This is a genomic window from Bradyrhizobium sp. SZCCHNRI3052 (genome assembly GCF_032484895.1).
GTDB lineage: Bacteria > Pseudomonadota > Alphaproteobacteria > Rhizobiales > Xanthobacteraceae > Bradyrhizobium.
In genome coordinates, this window is record NZ_JAUETW010000015.1 from 137687 (window position 1) to 154638 (window position 16952).

Consider the following 16952-nt stretch of genomic DNA (forward strand, 5'->3'; position numbering starts at 1 on the left):
AATGGCCGGTGGAATCTCGGTTCATGCGGTTGATGTGGCGAACGGGCGCCCCGCGCGTGGCCTGCGCGTCGCGATCTGGCGCGTGACGCCCGATCGCACGTTGCTCGCGGAGGGACAGCTCGGCGCCGATGGCACTCTGCAGGCGCCGGTCGTCGAGGGCGACGGCGTGACCGTCGGCGAGTATGAGGTGCTGTTTCATGTCGGCGAGTTCTTCGGGACTGGCGCTCAGACGAAATTCCTCACCACAGTGCCGTTTCGCTTCGCGATCGACAAGGTCGAGGAGCACTTTCACCTGCCGCTCAAATTCACTCCCTGGGGCTATTCGATCTTCCGTGGGGCCTGAGGTACAGCTCGCGCCGTCGTACGCTGATGGTTGGACGATCCTGCCTGCCAAGGAAATACTCGTCATGCCCGTGCCCCGGGCATCCACGTCCATCCACGATCGCCGGCCGACGTGGATGGCCGGGACAAGCCCGGCCATGACGGCTTGGAGTTGGACGGGCACGAACTCCCAATTTCAGGAACGGGCACTCAGCCTCAACCCGTCAGCCGCTTCGACAGTCCGGTGGTGCGCTCCATGATCGTCATCAGCGCGATCGTGGCAATGATCAGCACGCTCGACAGCGCGGCGATGGTGACGTCGAGCTTGCCTTCGAGGTCCTGCCACATGCGGATCGGGAGCATGTCGGTGGCGGCGTCGCGCAGGAACAGCGACACCGGCACGTTGTCGAACGATGACATGAAGGCGATGAAGGCACCGGAGATGATGCCGGGGCGGATCAGCGGCAAGACGATGCGGCGGAACGTGTAGAGCCTGGAGGCGCCGAGGATCGCCGAGCTTTCCAGCAGGGTCGGCTCGAGCTGGGCCAGTGCCGCGACGGTGTTGCGGACGACATAGGGCACGCAGACGATGGTGTGGCCGATCACCAGGGTCAGCAGCGACACCGGTAGGCCGATCAGCGAGAAGAACATCAGCGCCGCCAAGCCGAAGGCGAGTGCCGGCAGTACCAGCGGCGACATGAACAACGAGTCCAGGAGCTTCGCCGTGAGCGTCTTCGAGCGCGAGATCGCAAGCGCCGCGGCGACGCCGAGCATGATCGACAGACCCGTCGACCACAGCGCGACGACGACGCTGTTGCGTGCGGCGAACTGCAGCTGCCAGGCGTTCCACAATTCGACGTACCAGCGGGTCGAATAGCCCGGCGGCGGGAATTTCAGCGAGAAGCCGGACGTGAAGGAGACGATCACCACGACCAGCGACGGCGACACGATCAGGATCAGCGCCAGCACGGCAACCACCGTCATCACGATCTGGAAGCTCAGCGCTTCCCAGTTGCGCTGGCGCTGGCTCATCTGGCGTCTCCATAGCCGCGGGCACGCCGCCCGAGGGTCGAGAACAGCGCGACGATGGCGAGCACTGCGAACAGGAAGATGATCGAGATCGCCGCCGCGAACGGCCAGTTCTGCAAGGTCGATGCCTGCTGATACAGATACATCGGCATGAACAGCATCTGACCGCCGCCAACCAGCGACTGCGTGATGAAAGCGGTGATCGCGGCCGCATAGGTCAGGGTGCAGCCCGCGATGATGCCTGGCATCGACAGCGGCAGCATCACCTTGAAGAAGGTGCGCCAGCTTCCGGCGCCGAGCGAGGCCGAGGCGTCGGCGAGATTGGGATCGATGCGGCCGATCGCGGTGATCAGGGGAAGCACCATCAGCGGCATCTGTACCTGCGCGAGCGCCGCGACCAGTCCGCCTTGCGTGTAGATCATGCGCAGCGGCGTGCCGATCAGCCCAAGCGATTGCAGCACGGAGTTGATGATGCCCTGCCGGCCCAGGATCACGATCCAGGCGAAGGTGCGGACGACGACGCTGGTGAGCAGCGGCAGCAGCACGATCATGATGATCAGGGTCTGCACCCGGCTGCCGGAGCGCTGGTACAGCCAGGCGATGGGATAGCCGAGCACGAGACAGGCGAGCGTCACCTCGGCGCCGAGCAGAAGCGTCGAGCCGAGCACGGCGAGGCTGAAGGGGTCGGTCAGGAATTTGACGTACTGGCCGAGCCCCCACACCGTCGCCGCGGTGTCGTTGTGCAGCGAGAGAAAAAGAAGTTGCGCCAGCGGCAGCACGAAGAAGATCGCGAACACCAGGCCCAGGGGCAGAGCGAGCCCCAGGCTGAAGCTGGTCACGTCTCCAGGTGCGGTCGTGGCGCTCTTCATCGCGTCAGATCTTGATGTCGCGATTGAACTTCTCGATCCAGGACGCGCGCTGCTCGTTGATCTTCTTCCAGTCCTGGAACACGAACTTCTTCTTCAGCTCCGCGGTGTCCTTGGCGAGCACCTTGGCGATCTCGCCGGTCATCGCGACCTTGGTGTTGGTCGGCACGATCAGATAGGGCGAATTCATTAGGATAGTCTGCACCTCCGGTGACAGCGCCGCCTCGATCAGCTTGAAGGCAAGCTCCTTGTTCGGTGAGTTCTTGACGATGTGGATCGTGGTCTTGAAGGCGATCGCGCCTTCCTTGGGCGCCACGAACTCGACGGGCACGCCGCGCGCTTTCAGGATCTGGATGGCGTTGAAGTTGCCGGGCGAGATGTCGATCTGGCCCTGCTGGAACAGGGTCGCCAGCGCGCCGGGATTGGCGGCGACGGCGGCGAGGTTCGGCTTCAGCTCCTCCAGCGCCTTGAAGCCTTCGTCGACATTGGCTTCCGAGCCGCCGCGCATGCGCGCGATCTCGACCAGCCAACCGGTGCCGAGCGTCGAGTTCAGATTGGTGATGCCGACCTTGCCCTTGAACTCGGGTTTCCACAGGTCGGCCCAGGAGGTCGGCGGCGTCTTCACGGTCTCCGGATTGTAGGTGAGGCCGACGACCTGGAAGAACGGCGCCGGGCCCATCGCGTCCTGCGCTTCCGGAATCAGGTCCTTGAAGTACGCGCTCTTGTCGGCCGGGAACGGCTCGACGAGATCCTGGCCGATCGCGACCAGCGCCGGACCCGGGTCGTGCAGCATGACGTCGATCGGCGGATTGGCCTTGGCGGCGTTGACCTTGGCGATCTGGTCGACCGACAGCATCGGATCGAGCACGATCGCCGCATCGGCGTTGGCCTTGCGGAAGGCAGGGACGAGCACGGCTTTATGTGCTTCTTCCCAGCTGCCGGTGAAGGTCGCGAACACCAGCGGCCGCGCCTGCGCGAGGCTCAAGCCCGGGAAGGCGTGCATGGCTCCCAGCGTCAAGGCGCTGGTCAGGAGCCGGCGGCGATCAAGCATCATGTTCCACTCCGATGTGTCTGTTGGTCTATTGCGGGAAGACGGTGGCGAGGCCGGGTGCGATCGGTGCGACCCGCACCGGGGCGCCGGCCTCGCGCAGCGGCGTGCCGCCGGTGCGGGCCTGCGAGATCTTGATGCTGGATCCGTCCTTGGCCTTGATCTCGTGGACGACGGTGGCGCCGAGCGGCAACGCCATGCCGATCTCGCCCGCAAAGCCGGTGTCGTCGCTGACGAAGGTGAGGTGCTCGGGACGCAGGCAGACGGTGACCTTGTCTGAGGCACTGACCGGATGCGGTGCGCGCGCGATGATCTCGCCGCCGGCCTCCAGACCAACCTTGACACTGCCCGCGTCGGTCGCGATCACGGTCCCCTTCATCTTGTTCGCCGTGCCGACGAAGCTGTTCACGAACAGCGTCTGCGGTTGGTCGTAGATCTCGGACGGCGTGCCGAACTGCTCGAGATGACCATGGCTCAGCACGGCGACGCGGTCGGCCATCGACAGCGCCTCCTCCTGGTCGTGCGTCACGATCAAGGTTGTGGTGCCCGCCATGCGCTGCAGCCGCTTGACCTCGATCTGCATGTCGAGCCGCAAATTCTTGTCGAGCGCCGCGAACGGCTCGTCGAGCAGCAGGATCGACGGCTTGATCGCCAGTGCGCGCGCCAGCGCCACGCGCTGCTGCTGTCCGCCGGACAACTGCCGCGGCAGCCGCTCGCCGAACGGGCCGAGCTGCACCATGTCGAGCAGCCGCTGCGCTTCCTTGTTGCGCGTCGCCTTGTCGACGCCGCGCGCGGCGAGGCCGTAGCCGACATTCTCGGTGATCGAGAGATGCGGAAACAGGGCGTAGTTCTGGAACACGATTCCGACGGCGCGGCGGTTGGGCGGCAGCGCGTCGACGACGTCGTTGCCGATGATGACGCGCCCCTCGCTCTGGCCGATGAAGCCGGCGATGATGCGCAAAAGCGTGGTCTTGCCGCAGCCCGAGGGCCCAAGCAGGGCGATGATCTCGCCGCCTTTCACGTCGAGATTGATGTCGGAGACGGCCATCGTGCCGCTGGCGAAGCGGTGCGTGATCCGATCCAGAACGAGCGACTTGGCTTCCGATACGCTGGCCATGGGCTTCCTGCTCTATTCGTTTGAAAAAGCAAGAAGCGTGCCGCCTTTTCAGGCAGTGGCGGCTGCTTGTGTACAAAAGAGGATATGACAGGTACGCCAGTATTAAGATGCCATTCCAGCTAGGAGGCACGGGCGTGCGCCGACGGCGATGCGCTCCCTCGCCCCGCTTGCGGGGAGAGGCACGGATCGAGCAAGCCCACTAACAGTGCCGTCCAGCTAACCGTCGCGATGCTCCAGCCGTGCGGCCAGCGCCTCGGGCAAGCCTGTCGTCGGCTTCGCGGCGGGGCGGCGGAAGGTGCCGGCGGTGGCTTTGCGCATCTTCAAGGCGAGCAGTGCTTCGGCCTGCTTCACCGCGGCGATCACCTGATCGACCACGGGGACGGGAATGCGATGCGCGACCCGAGCGGCGAGCCCCGACAGTGGCGCGCCGGCGAAGATCAGGACATCGGCGTCATTCTCCTCGACCGCGCGCAGCGCCAGCTCGACCAGCAGCTCCTCCTTTTCATGCTGCACGTCGGAGATCTGCTTGAAGCTGCCGTCGAGCATGCGGATGCCGGCGCAGCGCTCCATCAGCCCGTGCATGCGCACGCACTCCTCGTACCAGGGGCCGAGCGCCTGCGCGAAGGTGACGATCGCGAAGCGCCGTCCGGCCATGCAGGCCGTCAGCATTGCGGCCTCCGCAAGCCCGATCACCGGCACGTCGAACAGCTCGCGCGCCGCGAACAGGCCGGGATCGCCGAACGCGGCGATGATCGCAGCGTCGAAGGTGCCGTGACGCTCCGCCAGCATCTCCAGTGCGACGGCGCCGCCGATCTGCGCCTCGGCGCGGGTGGCGATGTAGGGCACGCCGCGCGGCGCGGTGCAGGGGATCAGGGTGGTGCCGGGCGCAGCAGCCTCCCGGCCGACCTGCAGCATCAGGTCGGTGATGTCGGTGCGGATGTTGGGATTGAGCAGCAGGATGTTCATGGCGCCTCGCGAGTGGATATGCGAGCTTGCCCGAGGGATTGCCGCATTGTCCACAACGGTGGCCGTCAGAGCGCGCCCTTGACCACGATGCCTATCAGCGTGGCGAGCAGAGACAGTATTGCACCAAGGCTGAGCAGCCGCCGCAGCTTCAGGAACCAGGCCTGTCGATCGTCGCCGCCGAAGCTGAACTCATCGTAGACCAACGCGGTCAGCAGCGCGGCTGCGAGCAGCACCAACGCGGGCAGCGCCGGCAGCAACAGCGCGACCCAGCCGAGCAGGGACGGCATCACCCCCCAGCTCATGCGCGGCCAGCCTGCCAGCGCCGGCGTCTGCACGGCGACGCCCCAATGGATCGCGCCGAGAAAGCTCACGATGACCGCGCCATAGCCGATCTGCGCGCGCAGCGCGGCCAGCCGGATCGGATCGTCACCTGCGATCGCCAAGACCGCGAGGCCCGCGAACGGAATCAGCCCGGCGAGGCCGAGAATGCGCATCGGAGCGGGGACGCCGGACATCATGACGCTAGCCTCCGCGGCTCCTGGCGATCGCAGTGGGCGTCCGGCCGCGGTCGGATCGGCAGCGGTCCGAGCAGTATCTCACCTCGTTCCAGTCGCGTGCCCATTTGCGCCGCCACGCAAACGGGCGGCCGCACGCAGCGCATATCCTGGTCGGCAAGTCGGCCTTGCGCCGCATCTTCGGCATGGCGTCACCACGCGACCCAGATGCCGCGCCGGGGCAGGGCGGCATCTGCCGCCTCCCTGCCGGAACGCGTCGCAATCCGCTCGTCCGTCACGTTCGCCCTCGCCGATCAGTGCGACGCGCCGGCTCCGGCCGGCACCGTCCACGCTGAACAACGATCGATGAGCGCCGCCGGATCAGTGGCCCGCGGGGCGCTCGTGGTTGCGGCTCAGGCTTTGGTCACGTGGACGGCGGGCGTGGTACCGCCGTTCCACTTGCCCTCGATCGCGCGCTCGATCTGGGCGGCCAACTGCAGCAGCAGGCCGTCGTCGGCCTGCTTGCCGATCGCCTGGATGCCGAGCGGCAGGCCGTGCTCGTTGGTCGCGAGCGGCAGCGAGATCGCCGGAATGCCGCAGAGGTTGGCGAGCGGCGTGAACGCGAAGTTGCGCCAGAGATTCTCGAACCAGTCGAGCACGTCCGGATTGTCGCTGATCGTCAGATATTCGGTGGTGCCGATCTTCGGGGTCGGCAGCGCGGTGATCGGGGTCAGGATGATATCCCAGTCCTCGAAGAAGGCGCCGAAGGCGCGCGAGGTGGTGTTGAACACCGCCTGCATCGCCGCGCGCTCGGCGAAGCTGGTGCCGCGGCCCGCCTCCCAGATCCGGATGTTGATCGGCTCGATCAGCTCGGCCGGCGGCCGCTCGAGCTTGCGCGACGCGAGCAGGTTGTTGATGACGATCGCGAAGTTGGAGATGTAGCAGGTGGTCTGCGCCGCGAATGCGGCGCGATAATCCACGTCGGGCAGCGCGTAGCCGACGTGGTGGCCGAGGCCCTCGAGGAACTTGCCGACACGCGCCAGCTCTGAAGCGATGTGCGGCGTGGCGCGATAGTCGCCCCATTGATGCGACAGCGCGATCCTGAGCTTGCCGGGATCGCGCTTGATCAGCTCGACGTAAGGCTCCGGCGTGGTCCAGTACGGCATGAACTCGCCCGGCGCGCCGCCGCGGCAATGATCGACGAAGGCAGCGGTGTCGCGCACGCTGCGCGACTGGCAGCCCTGGATCGAGACCAGTCCGCTTAGATCCGACAGATGCGGCGCGATCGAGAACACGCCGCGCGAGACCTTCAGCCCGATATTGCCGTTGACGCCCGCGGGAATCCGGATCGAGCCGCCGCCATCGGTGGCATGCGCGATCGGCACCACGCCCGCCGCGACCATCGCGGCACTGCCGGCCGACGAGCCGCAGGTCGTGTAGTCGGTATTCCACGGATTGCGCGTGACATAGACGACCGGGTTCTCGGCCGAGCTGCAGACGCCGAACTCCGGCGTGGTGGTGCGGCCCATCAGGTTGAGGCCGGCCTTGCGCATCTTCGCCGTCAGGTGCGTGTCGGCGGCGGGACGGTTGCCGCGCATGAACAGCGAGCCCTGCTCCTGCAGGCGCCCGGCCATGGTCGGCCCGAGATCCTTCATCAGGAACGGCAGGCCGGCGAAGGCGCCGTCGGCATTGGCGCCCGCCTTGATGGGATCTTCGACGGCGTCGGCGAAGACTTCGACCACGCCCGATAGCGCGGGATCCACCTGGGCAATGCCTTCAGCCGCCTGCCGCGCCAGCTCCGCCGCCGTCAGCTCGCCGCTGCGAACGCGCGCCGCCAGCGCCATGCCATCATGCCGGGCCCACTCGTCCCAGCTCATCGCCAACGTCATCTGTCTTCCGATCCTTGCGCGCCGACCATCGATGCTACGCGTCCGAACGGTGCGATGATCAGGCGCTGTTCCACTTCCGGCGCCGCGAACCTTAGTTTGCACGAGAGCCAAGTCAATCAATCGCCCTGCATGCTGCCATACGATCCTATCATGCGGCGCGGCCGACCATCGTGCGCAATGAAGCCGACATACGAGCCGTTCCGGAAAACGGGACTGCGGCCCGCGGCGCCGGACGTTGACGCTCGTCAAGGCCGGCGCATGGCGCGCGTGCTTGATGCGGTCATGGATATCCTGACCTTCGGCGCGGCGGGCGCCGCGCTGCTCGTCACGCCCGGCCCAACCAACACGCTGCTCGCCACTGCCGGTGCGAGTCGTGGCGTGCACGCCTCCGTTCATCTGCTGCTCGCCGAGCTTGCCGGCTATCTGCTCGCGATCGCGACGCTGCGCATCACGCTCGGTCCGCTCGTTGCGACCGCGCCGCTGGTCGGACATGCTCTCCGTGTCGTGGTCGTGCTCTATCTGCTGCACCTCGCGGCCGCGCTCTGGCGCCATGGCAGCAGCAGCGGCGCAAGCGATGCGGCGCCGGTCACCCTGCGCGGCGTGTTCATCACGACGCTGTTCAATCCAAAGGCCATCATCTTCGCCTTCACCTTGCTGCCGCCGGAAGGCGATGCGGCGAGCCTATGGCCGTTCCTGGTCGTGCTCGGGCTCTCGACCGCGACGATCGGAGGAGCCTGGATCGTGCTCGGCGCGACGCTGCGCTGCGGTCTCGGACATGTCGTGCCGGCGTGGCTCGGCTATCGCTGCAGCGCTGCGGCCCTGGCGCTGCTCGCCTGCGTGATCCTGGCGCCCGCCCTTGGCGCGCCATGAGCGGTTCCGCTTGTTACATTGTTGCTGATCGACAACCGCGCCGGCCACGTGCTATCCGCTCGCCGAACAGGGGGCGCGGTGCGCAGCATTGGCAAACGAGACATCACGAGCCGTTCGCGCATGCTGCGCCGGATCGTGGCTGCCTGCCTGATGCTCGCCTATGTCCTCGCGGGCGCGCTGCACGGCGCTTGTGACATCGACGTCGCCCATCCCTCCGCGGGCAAGCCGGAGATCGCGTCGCTGCTCGACCGAGCGGGCCACACCGATCAGCGCGGCATCGCCGACCATCATTGCCATGGCTGCTTCTCGGTGGCCGTGCCGCAGCCGCAGTTCGCCGCCGTCCCGGCCGAGGTCGTGGCCGCAACCGGCTGGGCCGTTCCCCTGCTCAGTGCAGGCGTCCTCCCCGAGTCCGAGTCTCCGCCGCCAAAACGCCTGAGCTGACGCAACGTGCCGGACGGCCGATGCCGTCCATCCTTGCCCGTCCAGACAGGTTCATCTCATGCCATTCCCCGGGATGGCTGCGCGTGCCATCGGCGCCGCAGCCCTGCTCGCTCTGTCCGTGCACGCCTCCGCGGCGCAGACGCTGACCCTCCGCGCGGCGCTGTCGCGCGCCCTCGCCGCCAATCCACGGCTATCCGCCGCCGACCGCGACATCGGCATCGCCTCCGGCCAGCGGCTCCAGGCCGGCGCGCTGCTCAATCCCGAGCTGTCCTACGAGCAGGACAATTCATTCGGCTCGGGTCAATATCGCGGCACGCGATCGGCCGAGACGACCTTGCAGATCAGCCAGGCGTTCGAATGGTTCGGCAAGCGCGACGCCCGCATCGCCGCCGGCCAGGCCGGCGTGCGCGCCGCCGAGATCCAGCGCCAGGTGGTGCGGCTGGAGATTTTGTCGGAGACCGCGATCGCCTTCGTGACGGTGCTCGCCACGCAGCGGCGCATCCAGATCCTCGACGATCAGGTCGCAGCGCTCGATCGCCTGACGCCGCTGCTGCGCCGTCGCGTCGAGGCGGGCGCGTCGTCGCCGGCGGAGACCGGCCGCGCCGAGGTCGCCTCGGCGCTGGTGCGAGCCGATCGCGAGCGCGTTAAGGCGACGCTTTCGAGCGCACGCCGCGAGCTCGCCGTGCTGATCGGCGACAGCTCGGCGAAGCTCCCGGCCGTCACCGGCCGGTTCGATGCGACCGGCCAGCCGCCGGCGTTCCAGACCGTGATCGCGGCGATCGATGCCAATCCGCAGCTCGTCCGCTGGACCGCGGTCTACGCGCAGCGCAATGCCGAGCTGCTGCTGGCGCGGCTGAAGCCGTACCCCGACGTCCGCATCGGTGCCGGCTGGCGGCATTTCAACGACACGCAGGACGACGCCGTCAGGCTCAGCGTCTCCGTGCCGATCCCGGTGTTCGACCAGAACCAGGGCAATATCCTCTCGGCGCAGGAAAGCCTCGCCAAGACCGAAGCCGAGCGCAAGGCCAACCGCAACGCGCTGCTGGTGATCGCCGGTCGCGCCTACGACTCGCTGCAGGGCTCGCTGCGGGAATTGTCCGTGCTGCGCGAGATCGCAATTCCGAAGGCGCAGGAGGCCGCCGACGAGATCGCGCAGGGCTACAGCGCCGGCCGCTTCTCGTTGCTCGAGGTGCTGGACGCACAGGCGAGCGTGGCGCAGGCGCGGCTGCGCGAGCAGGAGGCGCTGCAGAACATCCATGTCGCTGTGGCGACGATCGAAGGCCTGGTCGGCCGTCCCTTCACCCTGGCACGGGAGACTGCGCGATGAGACCATCCACCGTCATCCTCATTGTCATCCTGGCGGCCGCCGCCGGCGCCGGCGCATCGCGCCTGCTGGTCGAGGCGGAGCCGCAGGCCGAGGCAACCGTCGGCCATGCCGATCATGCCGAGAAGGCACCGAAGGACCATGTCGAGCAGGACGAGCATGGCGCCGACCGCATCCGCATCAGCGACGTGAAGCTCGCCGCGGCCGGCGTCGCGCTCGCCGAAGCCGGCCCTGCGACCTTGTCGGATACGCTGGCGTTCAACGGCGTGCTGCGCGCCAATCAGGAAGCGCTGGTGCAGGTGACGCCGCGCTTTCCGGGCATCGTCCGTGCCATCAAAAAGCGCATCGGCGACACCGTCGCCAAGGACGAGCTGCTCGCCGCGATCGAGAGCAATCAGAGCCTGACCTCGTATGATCTCAAGGCGCCGATCGGCGGCACCATCATCGACCGCCAGATCTCGCTCGGCGAATACGCCTCCGAGCAGAAGCCGGCCTTCGTGGTCGCGGATCTCTCCACGATCTGGGTCGACCTGTCGATTTATCGCCAGGATCTCCGGCGCGTCCGGCTCGACGACGAGGTGCTGATCGATCCAGATGACGGACGCGGCGCGATCCGCGGCCACGTGTCCTACATCGCCCCCGTCGGCGCCAGCGAGACGCAGACCGCGCTTGCCCGCGTCGTGCTGGCCAATCCCGACGGCCGGCTGCGCCCGGGCCTGTTCGTCACCGCGCGGCTGGTTCTCGCCAAGCGCAGCGTCGCCGTGGCGGTCCGCGCGAGCGCGATCCAGACCCTGGAGAACAAGACCGTCGTGTTCGTGCGCGAGGAGGGCGACAAGATCGAGGCGCGCCCCGTGGTCACTGGCGAGTCCGACCCGACCTATGTCGAAATCCGCGATGGCCTCGCCGCCGGCGAACACTACGTTGCCGAGAACAGCTTTGTGGTGAAGGCGGAGATGGGCAAGGGGGAGGCCGAGCATGATTGACGCGGTCCTCGCGTTCGCCGTGCGCCAGCGCTGGCTGGTGCTGATCGCTGCGCTCGCCGCCGCCGGCTTCGGCGCCTGGAATTTCACCCGGCTGCCGATCGACGCCGTGCCCGACATCACCAACGTGCAGGTGCAGATCAACACCAAGGCGCCCGGCTACTCGCCGCTCGAGACCGAACAGCGCATCACCTTCCCGGTCGAGACCGCGATGGGCGGCCTGCCGAAGCTGGACTACACGCGCTCGCTGTCGCGCTATGGGTTGAGCCAGGTCACCGTCGTGTTCCAGGACGGCACCGACATCTATTTCGCGCGCCAGCTCGTCAACGAGCGCATCCAGCAGATCAAGGATCAGCTGCCCCCGGGCGTCGAGGTCGCGATGGGACCGCTCTCGACCGGGCTCGGCGAGATCTTCATGTATGCGGTCGAAGCCAAGCCCGGCGCCAGGACGCCTGATGGCACCGACTACTCGCCGACCGATCTGCGCACCATCCAGGACTGGATCATCCGGCCGCAACTGCGCGGCGTGCCGGGCGTGATCGAGGTGAACACGATCGGCGGCTTCGAGCGCCAGTTCCACGTGCTGCCCGATCCCGGCCGTCTGATGGCCTATCGCATCAGTTTCCGTGACGTGATCGCGGCGCTGGCGTCCAACAATGCCAATGTCGGCGCCGGCTATATCGAGCGCAATGGCGAGCAATATCTGGTGCGCGCGCCCGGCCAGGTCGGCAGCGCCGCCGAGTTGAAGGACATCGTGATCGGCGCCCGCGGCGGCACGCCGGTGCGCATCGGAGACGTCGCCGAGGTGACCGAAGGACGCGACCTGCGCACGGGGGCGGCGACGCTCAACGGCGAGGAGACGATCCTGGGCACGGCGATGCTCCTGATCGGCGAGAACAGTCGCGCCGTTGCGCGCCGCGTCGCCGCCCAGCTCGACGACATCGCGAAGTCGCTGCCCGAGGGCGTGGTCACGCGCACGCTCTATGACCGCACCCATCTGGTCGAAGCGACGATCCGCACCGTGGAGAAGAACCTGCTCGAAGGCGCCGCGCTGGTCGTCGTCGTGCTGTTCCTCCTGCTCGGCAACATCCGGGCCGCACTGGTCACAGCCTGCATCATCCCGCTGTCGATGGCGATGACCATCACCGGCATGGTCGAGAGCAGGGTGAGCGCCAACCTGATGAGCCTCGGCGCGATCGATTTCGGCATCATCGTCGACGGCGCCGTCATCATCGTCGAGAACTGCCTGCGGCTGCTGGCCCAGGCGCAGCATCGCAAGGGCGGACTGCTCACGACCGCCGAGCGGTTGCAGACCATCATCAGCGGCGCGCGCGAGGTGATCGGGCCGAGCCTGTTCGGCACCGGCATCATCGCCGTGGTCTATCTTCCGGTGCTGACGCTGACCGGCGTCGAGGGCAAGATGTTCACGCCGATGGCGCTGACGGTGCTGATGGCGCTCGGTGCCGCCGTGCTGTTCTCGATCACCTTCGTGCCGGCAGCGGTCGCGATCTTCGTCACCGGCAAGGTATCCGAGCGGGAGAACCTCATCATGCGCGGCGCGCGGCGGGTCTACGCGCCGCTGCTGCGCGGCGTGATCGCGCACCGCCTGATGGTCGTAGCCCTGGCCGTGGTGATCGTCGCGGCGAGCGGCTTTGCCGCGACGCGCATGGGCGGCGAGTTCATTCCGAGCCTTGACGAGGGCGACGTCGCGCTCGCGGCCCTGCGCATCCCCGGAACGAGCCTCACCCTCTCGGTCGACCTGCAGAAGGCGCTGGACGCGCGGCTGCGGCGCATCCCGGAGGTGAAGGACGTGTTCACCCGCATCGGCACGGCCGAGGTCGCGACCGATCCGATGGCGCCGTCGCAGGGTGACGGCTACATCATGCTGAAGCCGCGCCAGGCGTGGCCCGACCCGGCGAAGCCGAAGGCGCAGCTCGTCGCCGAGATCGAGGCGGCGGCCGACGAGATCCCCGGCAGCAACTACGAGATCTCGCAGCCGATCCAGTTGCGCTTCAACGAGCTGATCTCCGGCGTGCGCAGCGACGTCGGTATCAAGATCTTTGGCGACGATCTCGATATCCTGCAGGGCGCGGCGCGCCAGGTCGAAGCCGCGATCCGCGGCGTCAATGGCGCGACCGACGTCAAGACCGAGCAGGTCGCGGGGCTGCCGATCCTGACGGTCAGGATCGACCGCCAGGCGCTGTCGCGCTACGGCCTCAGCGTGGCCGAGGTGCAGAGCGTGGTCGAAATCGCGATCGGCGGCAAGGCGGCCGGAAAGCTGTTCGACGGCGACCGCCGCTTCGACATCGTCGTCCGCCTCCCCGAGCGTCTGCGCGGCAATCTCGATGCGATCCGCGCGATCCCGATTCCACTGCCGGCGGGTGAGGAGGCGAATGCCGCGCCGCTGCGCACCGCCTTCTCCTCGGCCGCACAGCCGCGCTACGTGCCGCTGTCGTCGGTCGCGGCCGTGGCTTCGGCGCCGGGGCCGAACCAGGTCAGCCGCGAGAACGGCAAGCGGCGGATCGTCGTGTCAGCCAATGTTCGCGCCCGCGACCTCGGCTCGTTCGTGACCGATGCGCAGGCCGCCGTCGCGGAGAAGGTCAAGCTGCCGCCAGGCTATTGGATCGGCTGGGGCGGACAGTTCGAGCAACTGGTGTCGGCGACCAAGCGTCTCACGATCGTGGTGCCGATCGCGCTCGCGCTGGTGTTCCTGCTGCTGTTCATGAGCATGGGTTCGTTCGCCGATGCCGCGCTGGTGTTCTCCGGCGTGCCGTTGGCGCTGACCGGCGGCATCGCGGCGCTGCTGCTGCGCGGCCTGCCGCTGTCGATCTCGGCCGGCGTCGGCTTCATCGCGCTGTCAGGCGTCGCCGTGCTCAACGGCCTGGTCATCATCGCTTTCATCGAACGGCTACGCCGGGAGGGACGCTCGGTGCGGGCCGCGGTGGAGGAGGGCGCGCTGGCGCGATTGCGGCCGGTGCTGATGACGGCGCTGGTCGCCTCGCTCGGCTTCGTGCCGATGGCGATCGCGACCGGCGCCGGCGCCGAGGTCCAGCGCCCGCTCGCCACCGTCGTCATCGGCGGCATCATCTCGTCGACGATGCTGACGCTGCTGGTGCTGCCGGCGCTCTACGTGCTCTTCAGACGCGAGGCGCGGTCCGCGTCGGCATAAGCGGCATGCAGTTCCCGACTTGATAGCTGCATGCCGCCCGCCCGCGACGGCGTCGGGACCTAGTTGAAGGCCATCGGCGCCGCGCTGGCCATCCAGCCGTCGGAGCGTGCATTGCGGGCGAACCGCTGATATCTCGGCGCACGGGCCTCGCGCGTGACACGAGCCGCTGCGCCGAACATCGTGGAACCGCCGTTCGGGTTCACGATCGCGTAGCCGGCGATCGACCGCGGATGCTCGCGGGTGACGTGACCGCCGGAATTGCCGTCATGCACATACCAGACATTGCCGGCGACCTGCTGCTGCAGGATCATGACGTGGCCGGAGCGGACCGCCGCCATGCCCGGTGCGGGAGCCGCGCGTGGAAAGCGACGCCAGTTGGATGCGAGATTCAACTCGGGAATGACCCGGCCGAACGTGTAGAGCGACGCTTCGCAGCCGCAGAAGGCATGCGGGCATCCCGACGGCCGGCCACCGACGACGCGGCCCTCGCCGGGGATCGAGGCCATGGCGTTCATGAAGGAGTGATGGTGTCGGTACGAGTAGTGATGATGATGGTGACGAGGACGGGCCTCGGCTTGAACGGAGAGAGCCAGCAATGCGGCGACGACAATTACAACGCGGTACATTCGGAGGACTCCTGTACACTGTGAAATCCCCCTGCCGCGCGCCAATCAACGTCCAAACATGTCCTCAAAGTGACCGAATCACCCCTGAGCCATGCAAATGCGGGAAGGCGCTGCCCGCTCGGGCTGGTTCCAAATCATTCGAAGTGATTGACTCTCGACGTCGAGAATGACTCACAACCAATGAATGTTCCCCCTTGGGAAGATCAGACTACCTACTAACAGCGCGGCGACCGCGGCCGGCCTTCAGTCGTCCTAATAGCCACAAAGATGTAATGAGGATAAATAACATCCTCCACGCGTGCCGCGCTCTTGGGCATTCCGTTCCAGACCACGACAGGAGATCGTCATGACCACGTTCCGCGGCAGTTGCCTCTGCGGCCGGGTCGGCTTCGAGGTCGATGGGCCGTTCGACAACTTCCTCAATTGCCATTGCTCGCGCTGTCGCAAGGCCAGCGGCACGGCGCACTCCTGTGAGGTCATCGTCAAGGCGTCGGCGCTGCGCTGGATGCGGGGCAAGGCGAACGTCACACGGTTCGACCTGCCGCAGGCGCGCAGCTTCGCCACCGCCTTCTGCAGCACTTGCGGCAGCCCGATGCCGCATCTGACGCGCAGCGGCCGCGAGGCGATCATTCCCGCCGGGAGTTTCGACGAGCCGCTCGGCGCCGTTCCCGATCGCCATGTGCATTGGGCGTCACGTGCCGACTGGTACGTTGATGGTGACGGGCTGCGCGTCGAGGACTGACGCAATCAGAATGCCGCTCGTCGGGCGACTCATGCCCCTCACGCCGAGATCGGACAAGCCTGTCGAGGCTTCATATCCGCCCGATCGCCGCTGCGTCCGGAATCCGATTTCACGAGCAAGTCCAGGCCGATTTGGGCTGTCCAGTCCCGGCAGAAAAAATATCCTGCTTGGCAATTTCGGAAAATCATGATTGTTTGTCGCTGTCCCGCCTCATCGACGAGGGGCGCTGCGCGGTCGTCACGAAGCGTGGAGGTGGGATGTGATGGGCGGGCCGGTTTGCAGCGTGGTCATTCGCGCGGACGAACAACATCGGCTCGCACGGTCAAGTCGCGTGGTCCTGATACTCCGATGCCAGTATCAAGCCTGCGCTGGCGCCAATGGCGCCGCGTGGGTGACGGTGACCCAAAAGCCCGGCGCACCGGGGAGAACGCGAAGCAGCCGTAGCGCCATCGCGCAGGGAGGGCCGGATCGTCCGGCTGGACCTGTGGTACCTGCCGCCTGCATTTTTTGAGCAGGCGGGCCACGGGCCTCAGTCGAGGTCCGGCCTTCCCTGCACCCTCTCGTTTGAAGAGGGTGAGACCACTGTATCACTCGGACGCCCAGGGCGCCGCGAGGCTACGGACGCACATCCCCATATGCACATCCCATATGCCTCAAAATTGTTGATCACGACGGCGCCAATGGCTCGGTGCCCACCCTCCCCTGGAGGGGGAGGGTCGGTCGCACGCGAAGCGGGCGAGCGGGGTGGGGTGATCTCTCCGCGAGCGCTTGTGCACGTGGAGAGATCACCCCACCCCGCCTCACGTTTCGCTTCGCTCACCGCGAGGCGACCCTCCCCCTCCAGGGGAGGGTGGGCACCGAGCTCGCGGCTTAGCTTTGGAGAGCGACTGATGCGGATCCATAGGGCCCGTTCCGAGGTGTCGGCTATGTCTCCGAACACCTTCACGGCAGTTGTCCGGGCCATGCCCTGCACGGCGACGAGGGCGGAGAGGCGATGCAGGAGCCGTCTCCCCTTCACCATTGACCGCCCCATCGATTGGCCTATCTCTTCAACACCGCAAAGAAACGGA

Annotated in this window: 16 protein-coding genes; 7 read left to right on the forward strand and 9 right to left on the reverse strand. The window is 67.1% G+C overall.

Features of this window, described 5'->3' with window-relative positions:
* Position 1: 1 nt before the first annotated feature.
* Entirely contained in the window at positions 2 to 343 is a 342-nt protein-coding gene (uraH, locus tag QW887_RS30175; protein WP_316191718.1) for a hydroxyisourate hydrolase, read from the forward strand.
* 194 nt (positions 344 to 537) lie between these two features.
* Here the strand turns inward: uraH and QW887_RS30180 are convergent, their stop codons facing one another.
* The 8 genes from QW887_RS30180 to QW887_RS30215 form a co-directional block, all read right to left on the reverse strand.
* Positions 538 to 1353, reverse strand: a complete 816-nt coding sequence (locus QW887_RS30180; RefSeq protein WP_315713685.1) for an ABC transporter permease — start codon at positions 1351 to 1353, stop codon at positions 538 to 540.
* Positions 1350 to 2219 carry an ABC transporter permease gene (locus tag QW887_RS30185; RefSeq protein ID WP_316183754.1) on the reverse strand — a complete coding sequence of 290 codons (870 nt, stop codon included), beginning with the start codon at positions 2217 to 2219 and terminating at the stop codon, positions 1350 to 1352. The genes QW887_RS30180 and QW887_RS30185 overlap by 4 nt, the downstream gene beginning before the upstream one ends.
* Positions 2220 to 2223: 4 nt before the next feature.
* Positions 2224 to 3270 carry an ABC transporter substrate-binding protein gene (locus QW887_RS30190; protein ID WP_315752159.1) on the reverse strand — a complete coding sequence of 349 codons (1047 nt, stop codon included), beginning with the start codon at positions 3268 to 3270 and terminating at the stop codon, positions 2224 to 2226.
* 25 nt (positions 3271 to 3295) lie between these two features.
* The gene (locus tag QW887_RS30195; RefSeq protein ID WP_315825895.1) at positions 3296 to 4381 is read right to left on the reverse strand and encodes an ABC transporter ATP-binding protein; all 1086 of its coding nucleotides are present in this window, start codon (positions 4379 to 4381) and stop codon (positions 3296 to 3298) included.
* Between the two features lie 216 nt (positions 4382 to 4597).
* Complete coding sequence (locus tag QW887_RS30200; protein WP_315825896.1) at positions 4598 to 5347, reverse strand: aspartate/glutamate racemase family protein; 750 nt, start codon at positions 5345 to 5347, stop codon at positions 4598 to 4600.
* A gap of 65 nt (positions 5348 to 5412) precedes the next feature.
* Positions 5413 to 5865 (reverse strand): DUF3429 domain-containing protein, encoded by a 453-nt coding sequence (locus QW887_RS30205; protein WP_315825897.1) that lies wholly within the window; start codon positions 5863 to 5865, stop codon positions 5413 to 5415.
* Between the two features lie 4 nt (positions 5866 to 5869).
* Entirely contained in the window at positions 5870 to 6049 is a 180-nt protein-coding gene (locus tag QW887_RS30210; protein WP_315713691.1) for a DUF2256 domain-containing protein, read from the reverse strand.
* Positions 6050 to 6254: 205 nt separating this feature from the next.
* A complete protein-coding gene (locus QW887_RS30215) occupies positions 6255 to 7730 on the reverse strand; it encodes an amidase (protein WP_316195719.1) in 1476 nt (491 codons plus the stop codon).
* Positions 7731 to 8012: 282 nt separating this feature from the next.
* On the opposite strand from QW887_RS30215, the gene QW887_RS30220 reads away from it, so the two are divergent.
* The 5 genes from QW887_RS30220 to QW887_RS30240 are packed head-to-tail and all read left to right on the forward strand — an operon-like array spanning position 8013 to position 14514.
* Positions 8013 to 8600, forward strand: a complete 588-nt coding sequence (locus QW887_RS30220) for a LysE family transporter (RefSeq protein ID WP_316195721.1) — start codon at positions 8013 to 8015, stop codon at positions 8598 to 8600.
* Between the two features lie 21 nt (positions 8601 to 8621).
* Positions 8622 to 9041, forward strand: a complete 420-nt coding sequence (locus tag QW887_RS30225) for a hypothetical protein (protein ID WP_315752156.1) — start codon at positions 8622 to 8624, stop codon at positions 9039 to 9041.
* Between the two features lie 58 nt (positions 9042 to 9099).
* A complete protein-coding gene (gene ihpA, locus QW887_RS30230; RefSeq protein ID WP_410052631.1) occupies positions 9100 to 10368 on the forward strand; it encodes a divalent metal ion exporter subunit IhpA in 1269 nt (422 codons plus the stop codon).
* Entirely contained in the window at positions 10365 to 11348 is a 984-nt protein-coding gene (ihpB, locus tag QW887_RS30235) for a divalent metal ion exporter adaptor subunit IhpB (protein ID WP_316195725.1), read from the forward strand. The genes ihpA and ihpB overlap by 4 nt, the downstream gene beginning before the upstream one ends.
* The gene (locus tag QW887_RS30240) at positions 11341 to 14514 is read left to right on the forward strand and encodes a CusA/CzcA family heavy metal efflux RND transporter (protein ID WP_316195727.1); all 3174 of its coding nucleotides are present in this window, start codon (positions 11341 to 11343) and stop codon (positions 14512 to 14514) included. The genes ihpB and QW887_RS30240 overlap by 8 nt, the downstream gene beginning before the upstream one ends.
* Before the next feature lie 59 nt (positions 14515 to 14573).
* Here QW887_RS30240 and QW887_RS30245 read toward each other — a convergent pair whose 3' ends face one another.
* A complete protein-coding gene (locus QW887_RS30245) occupies positions 14574 to 15140 on the reverse strand; it encodes a hypothetical protein (protein WP_315825903.1) in 567 nt (188 codons plus the stop codon).
* A gap of 346 nt (positions 15141 to 15486) precedes the next feature.
* Here QW887_RS30245 and QW887_RS30250 point away from each other — a divergent pair, with 346 nt between their 5' ends.
* Positions 15487 to 15882, forward strand: coding sequence for a GFA family protein (locus QW887_RS30250; protein WP_316172713.1), 396 nt, complete (start codon positions 15487 to 15489; stop codon positions 15880 to 15882).
* Positions 15883 to 16952 lie beyond the last annotated feature (1070 nt).

Bases quoted from the DNA above. Each gene is read 5' to 3' on its own strand.
- uraH (WP_316191718.1), top strand. From the start codon at position 2: ATGGCCGGTGGAATCTCGGTTCATGCGGTTGATGTGGCGAACGGGCGC.
- QW887_RS30180 (WP_315713685.1), bottom strand. From the start codon at position 1,353: ATGAGCCAGCGCCAGCGCAACTGGGAAGCGCTGAGCTTCCAGATCGTG.
- QW887_RS30185 (WP_316183754.1), bottom strand. From the start codon at position 2,219: ATGAAGAGCGCCACGACCGCACCTGGAGACGTGACCAGCTTCAGCCTG.
- QW887_RS30190 (WP_315752159.1), bottom strand. From the start codon at position 3,270: ATGATGCTTGATCGCCGCCGGCTCCTGACCAGCGCCTTGACGCTGGGA.
- QW887_RS30195 (WP_315825895.1), bottom strand. From the start codon at position 4,381: ATGGCCAGCGTATCGGAAGCCAAGTCGCTCGTTCTGGATCGGATCACG.
- QW887_RS30200 (WP_315825896.1), bottom strand. From the start codon at position 5,347: ATGAACATCCTGCTGCTCAATCCCAACATCCGCACCGACATCACCGAC.
- QW887_RS30205 (WP_315825897.1), bottom strand. From the start codon at position 5,865: ATGATGTCCGGCGTCCCCGCTCCGATGCGCATTCTCGGCCTCGCCGGG.
- QW887_RS30210 (WP_315713691.1), bottom strand. From the start codon at position 6,049: ATGCCGAAGATGCGGCGCAAGGCCGACTTGCCGACCAGGATATGCGCT.
- QW887_RS30215 (WP_316195719.1), bottom strand. From the start codon at position 7,730: ATGACGTTGGCGATGAGCTGGGACGAGTGGGCCCGGCATGATGGCATG.
- QW887_RS30220 (WP_316195721.1), top strand. From the start codon at position 8,013: ATGGATATCCTGACCTTCGGCGCGGCGGGCGCCGCGCTGCTCGTCACG.
- ihpA (WP_410052631.1), top strand. From the start codon at position 9,100: ATGCCATTCCCCGGGATGGCTGCGCGTGCCATCGGCGCCGCAGCCCTG.
- ihpB (WP_316195725.1), top strand. From the start codon at position 10,365: ATGAGACCATCCACCGTCATCCTCATTGTCATCCTGGCGGCCGCCGCC.
- QW887_RS30240 (WP_316195727.1), top strand. From the start codon at position 11,341: ATGATTGACGCGGTCCTCGCGTTCGCCGTGCGCCAGCGCTGGCTGGTG.
- QW887_RS30245 (WP_315825903.1), bottom strand. From the start codon at position 15,140: ATGTACCGCGTTGTAATTGTCGTCGCCGCATTGCTGGCTCTCTCCGTT.
- QW887_RS30250 (WP_316172713.1), top strand. From the start codon at position 15,487: ATGACCACGTTCCGCGGCAGTTGCCTCTGCGGCCGGGTCGGCTTCGAG.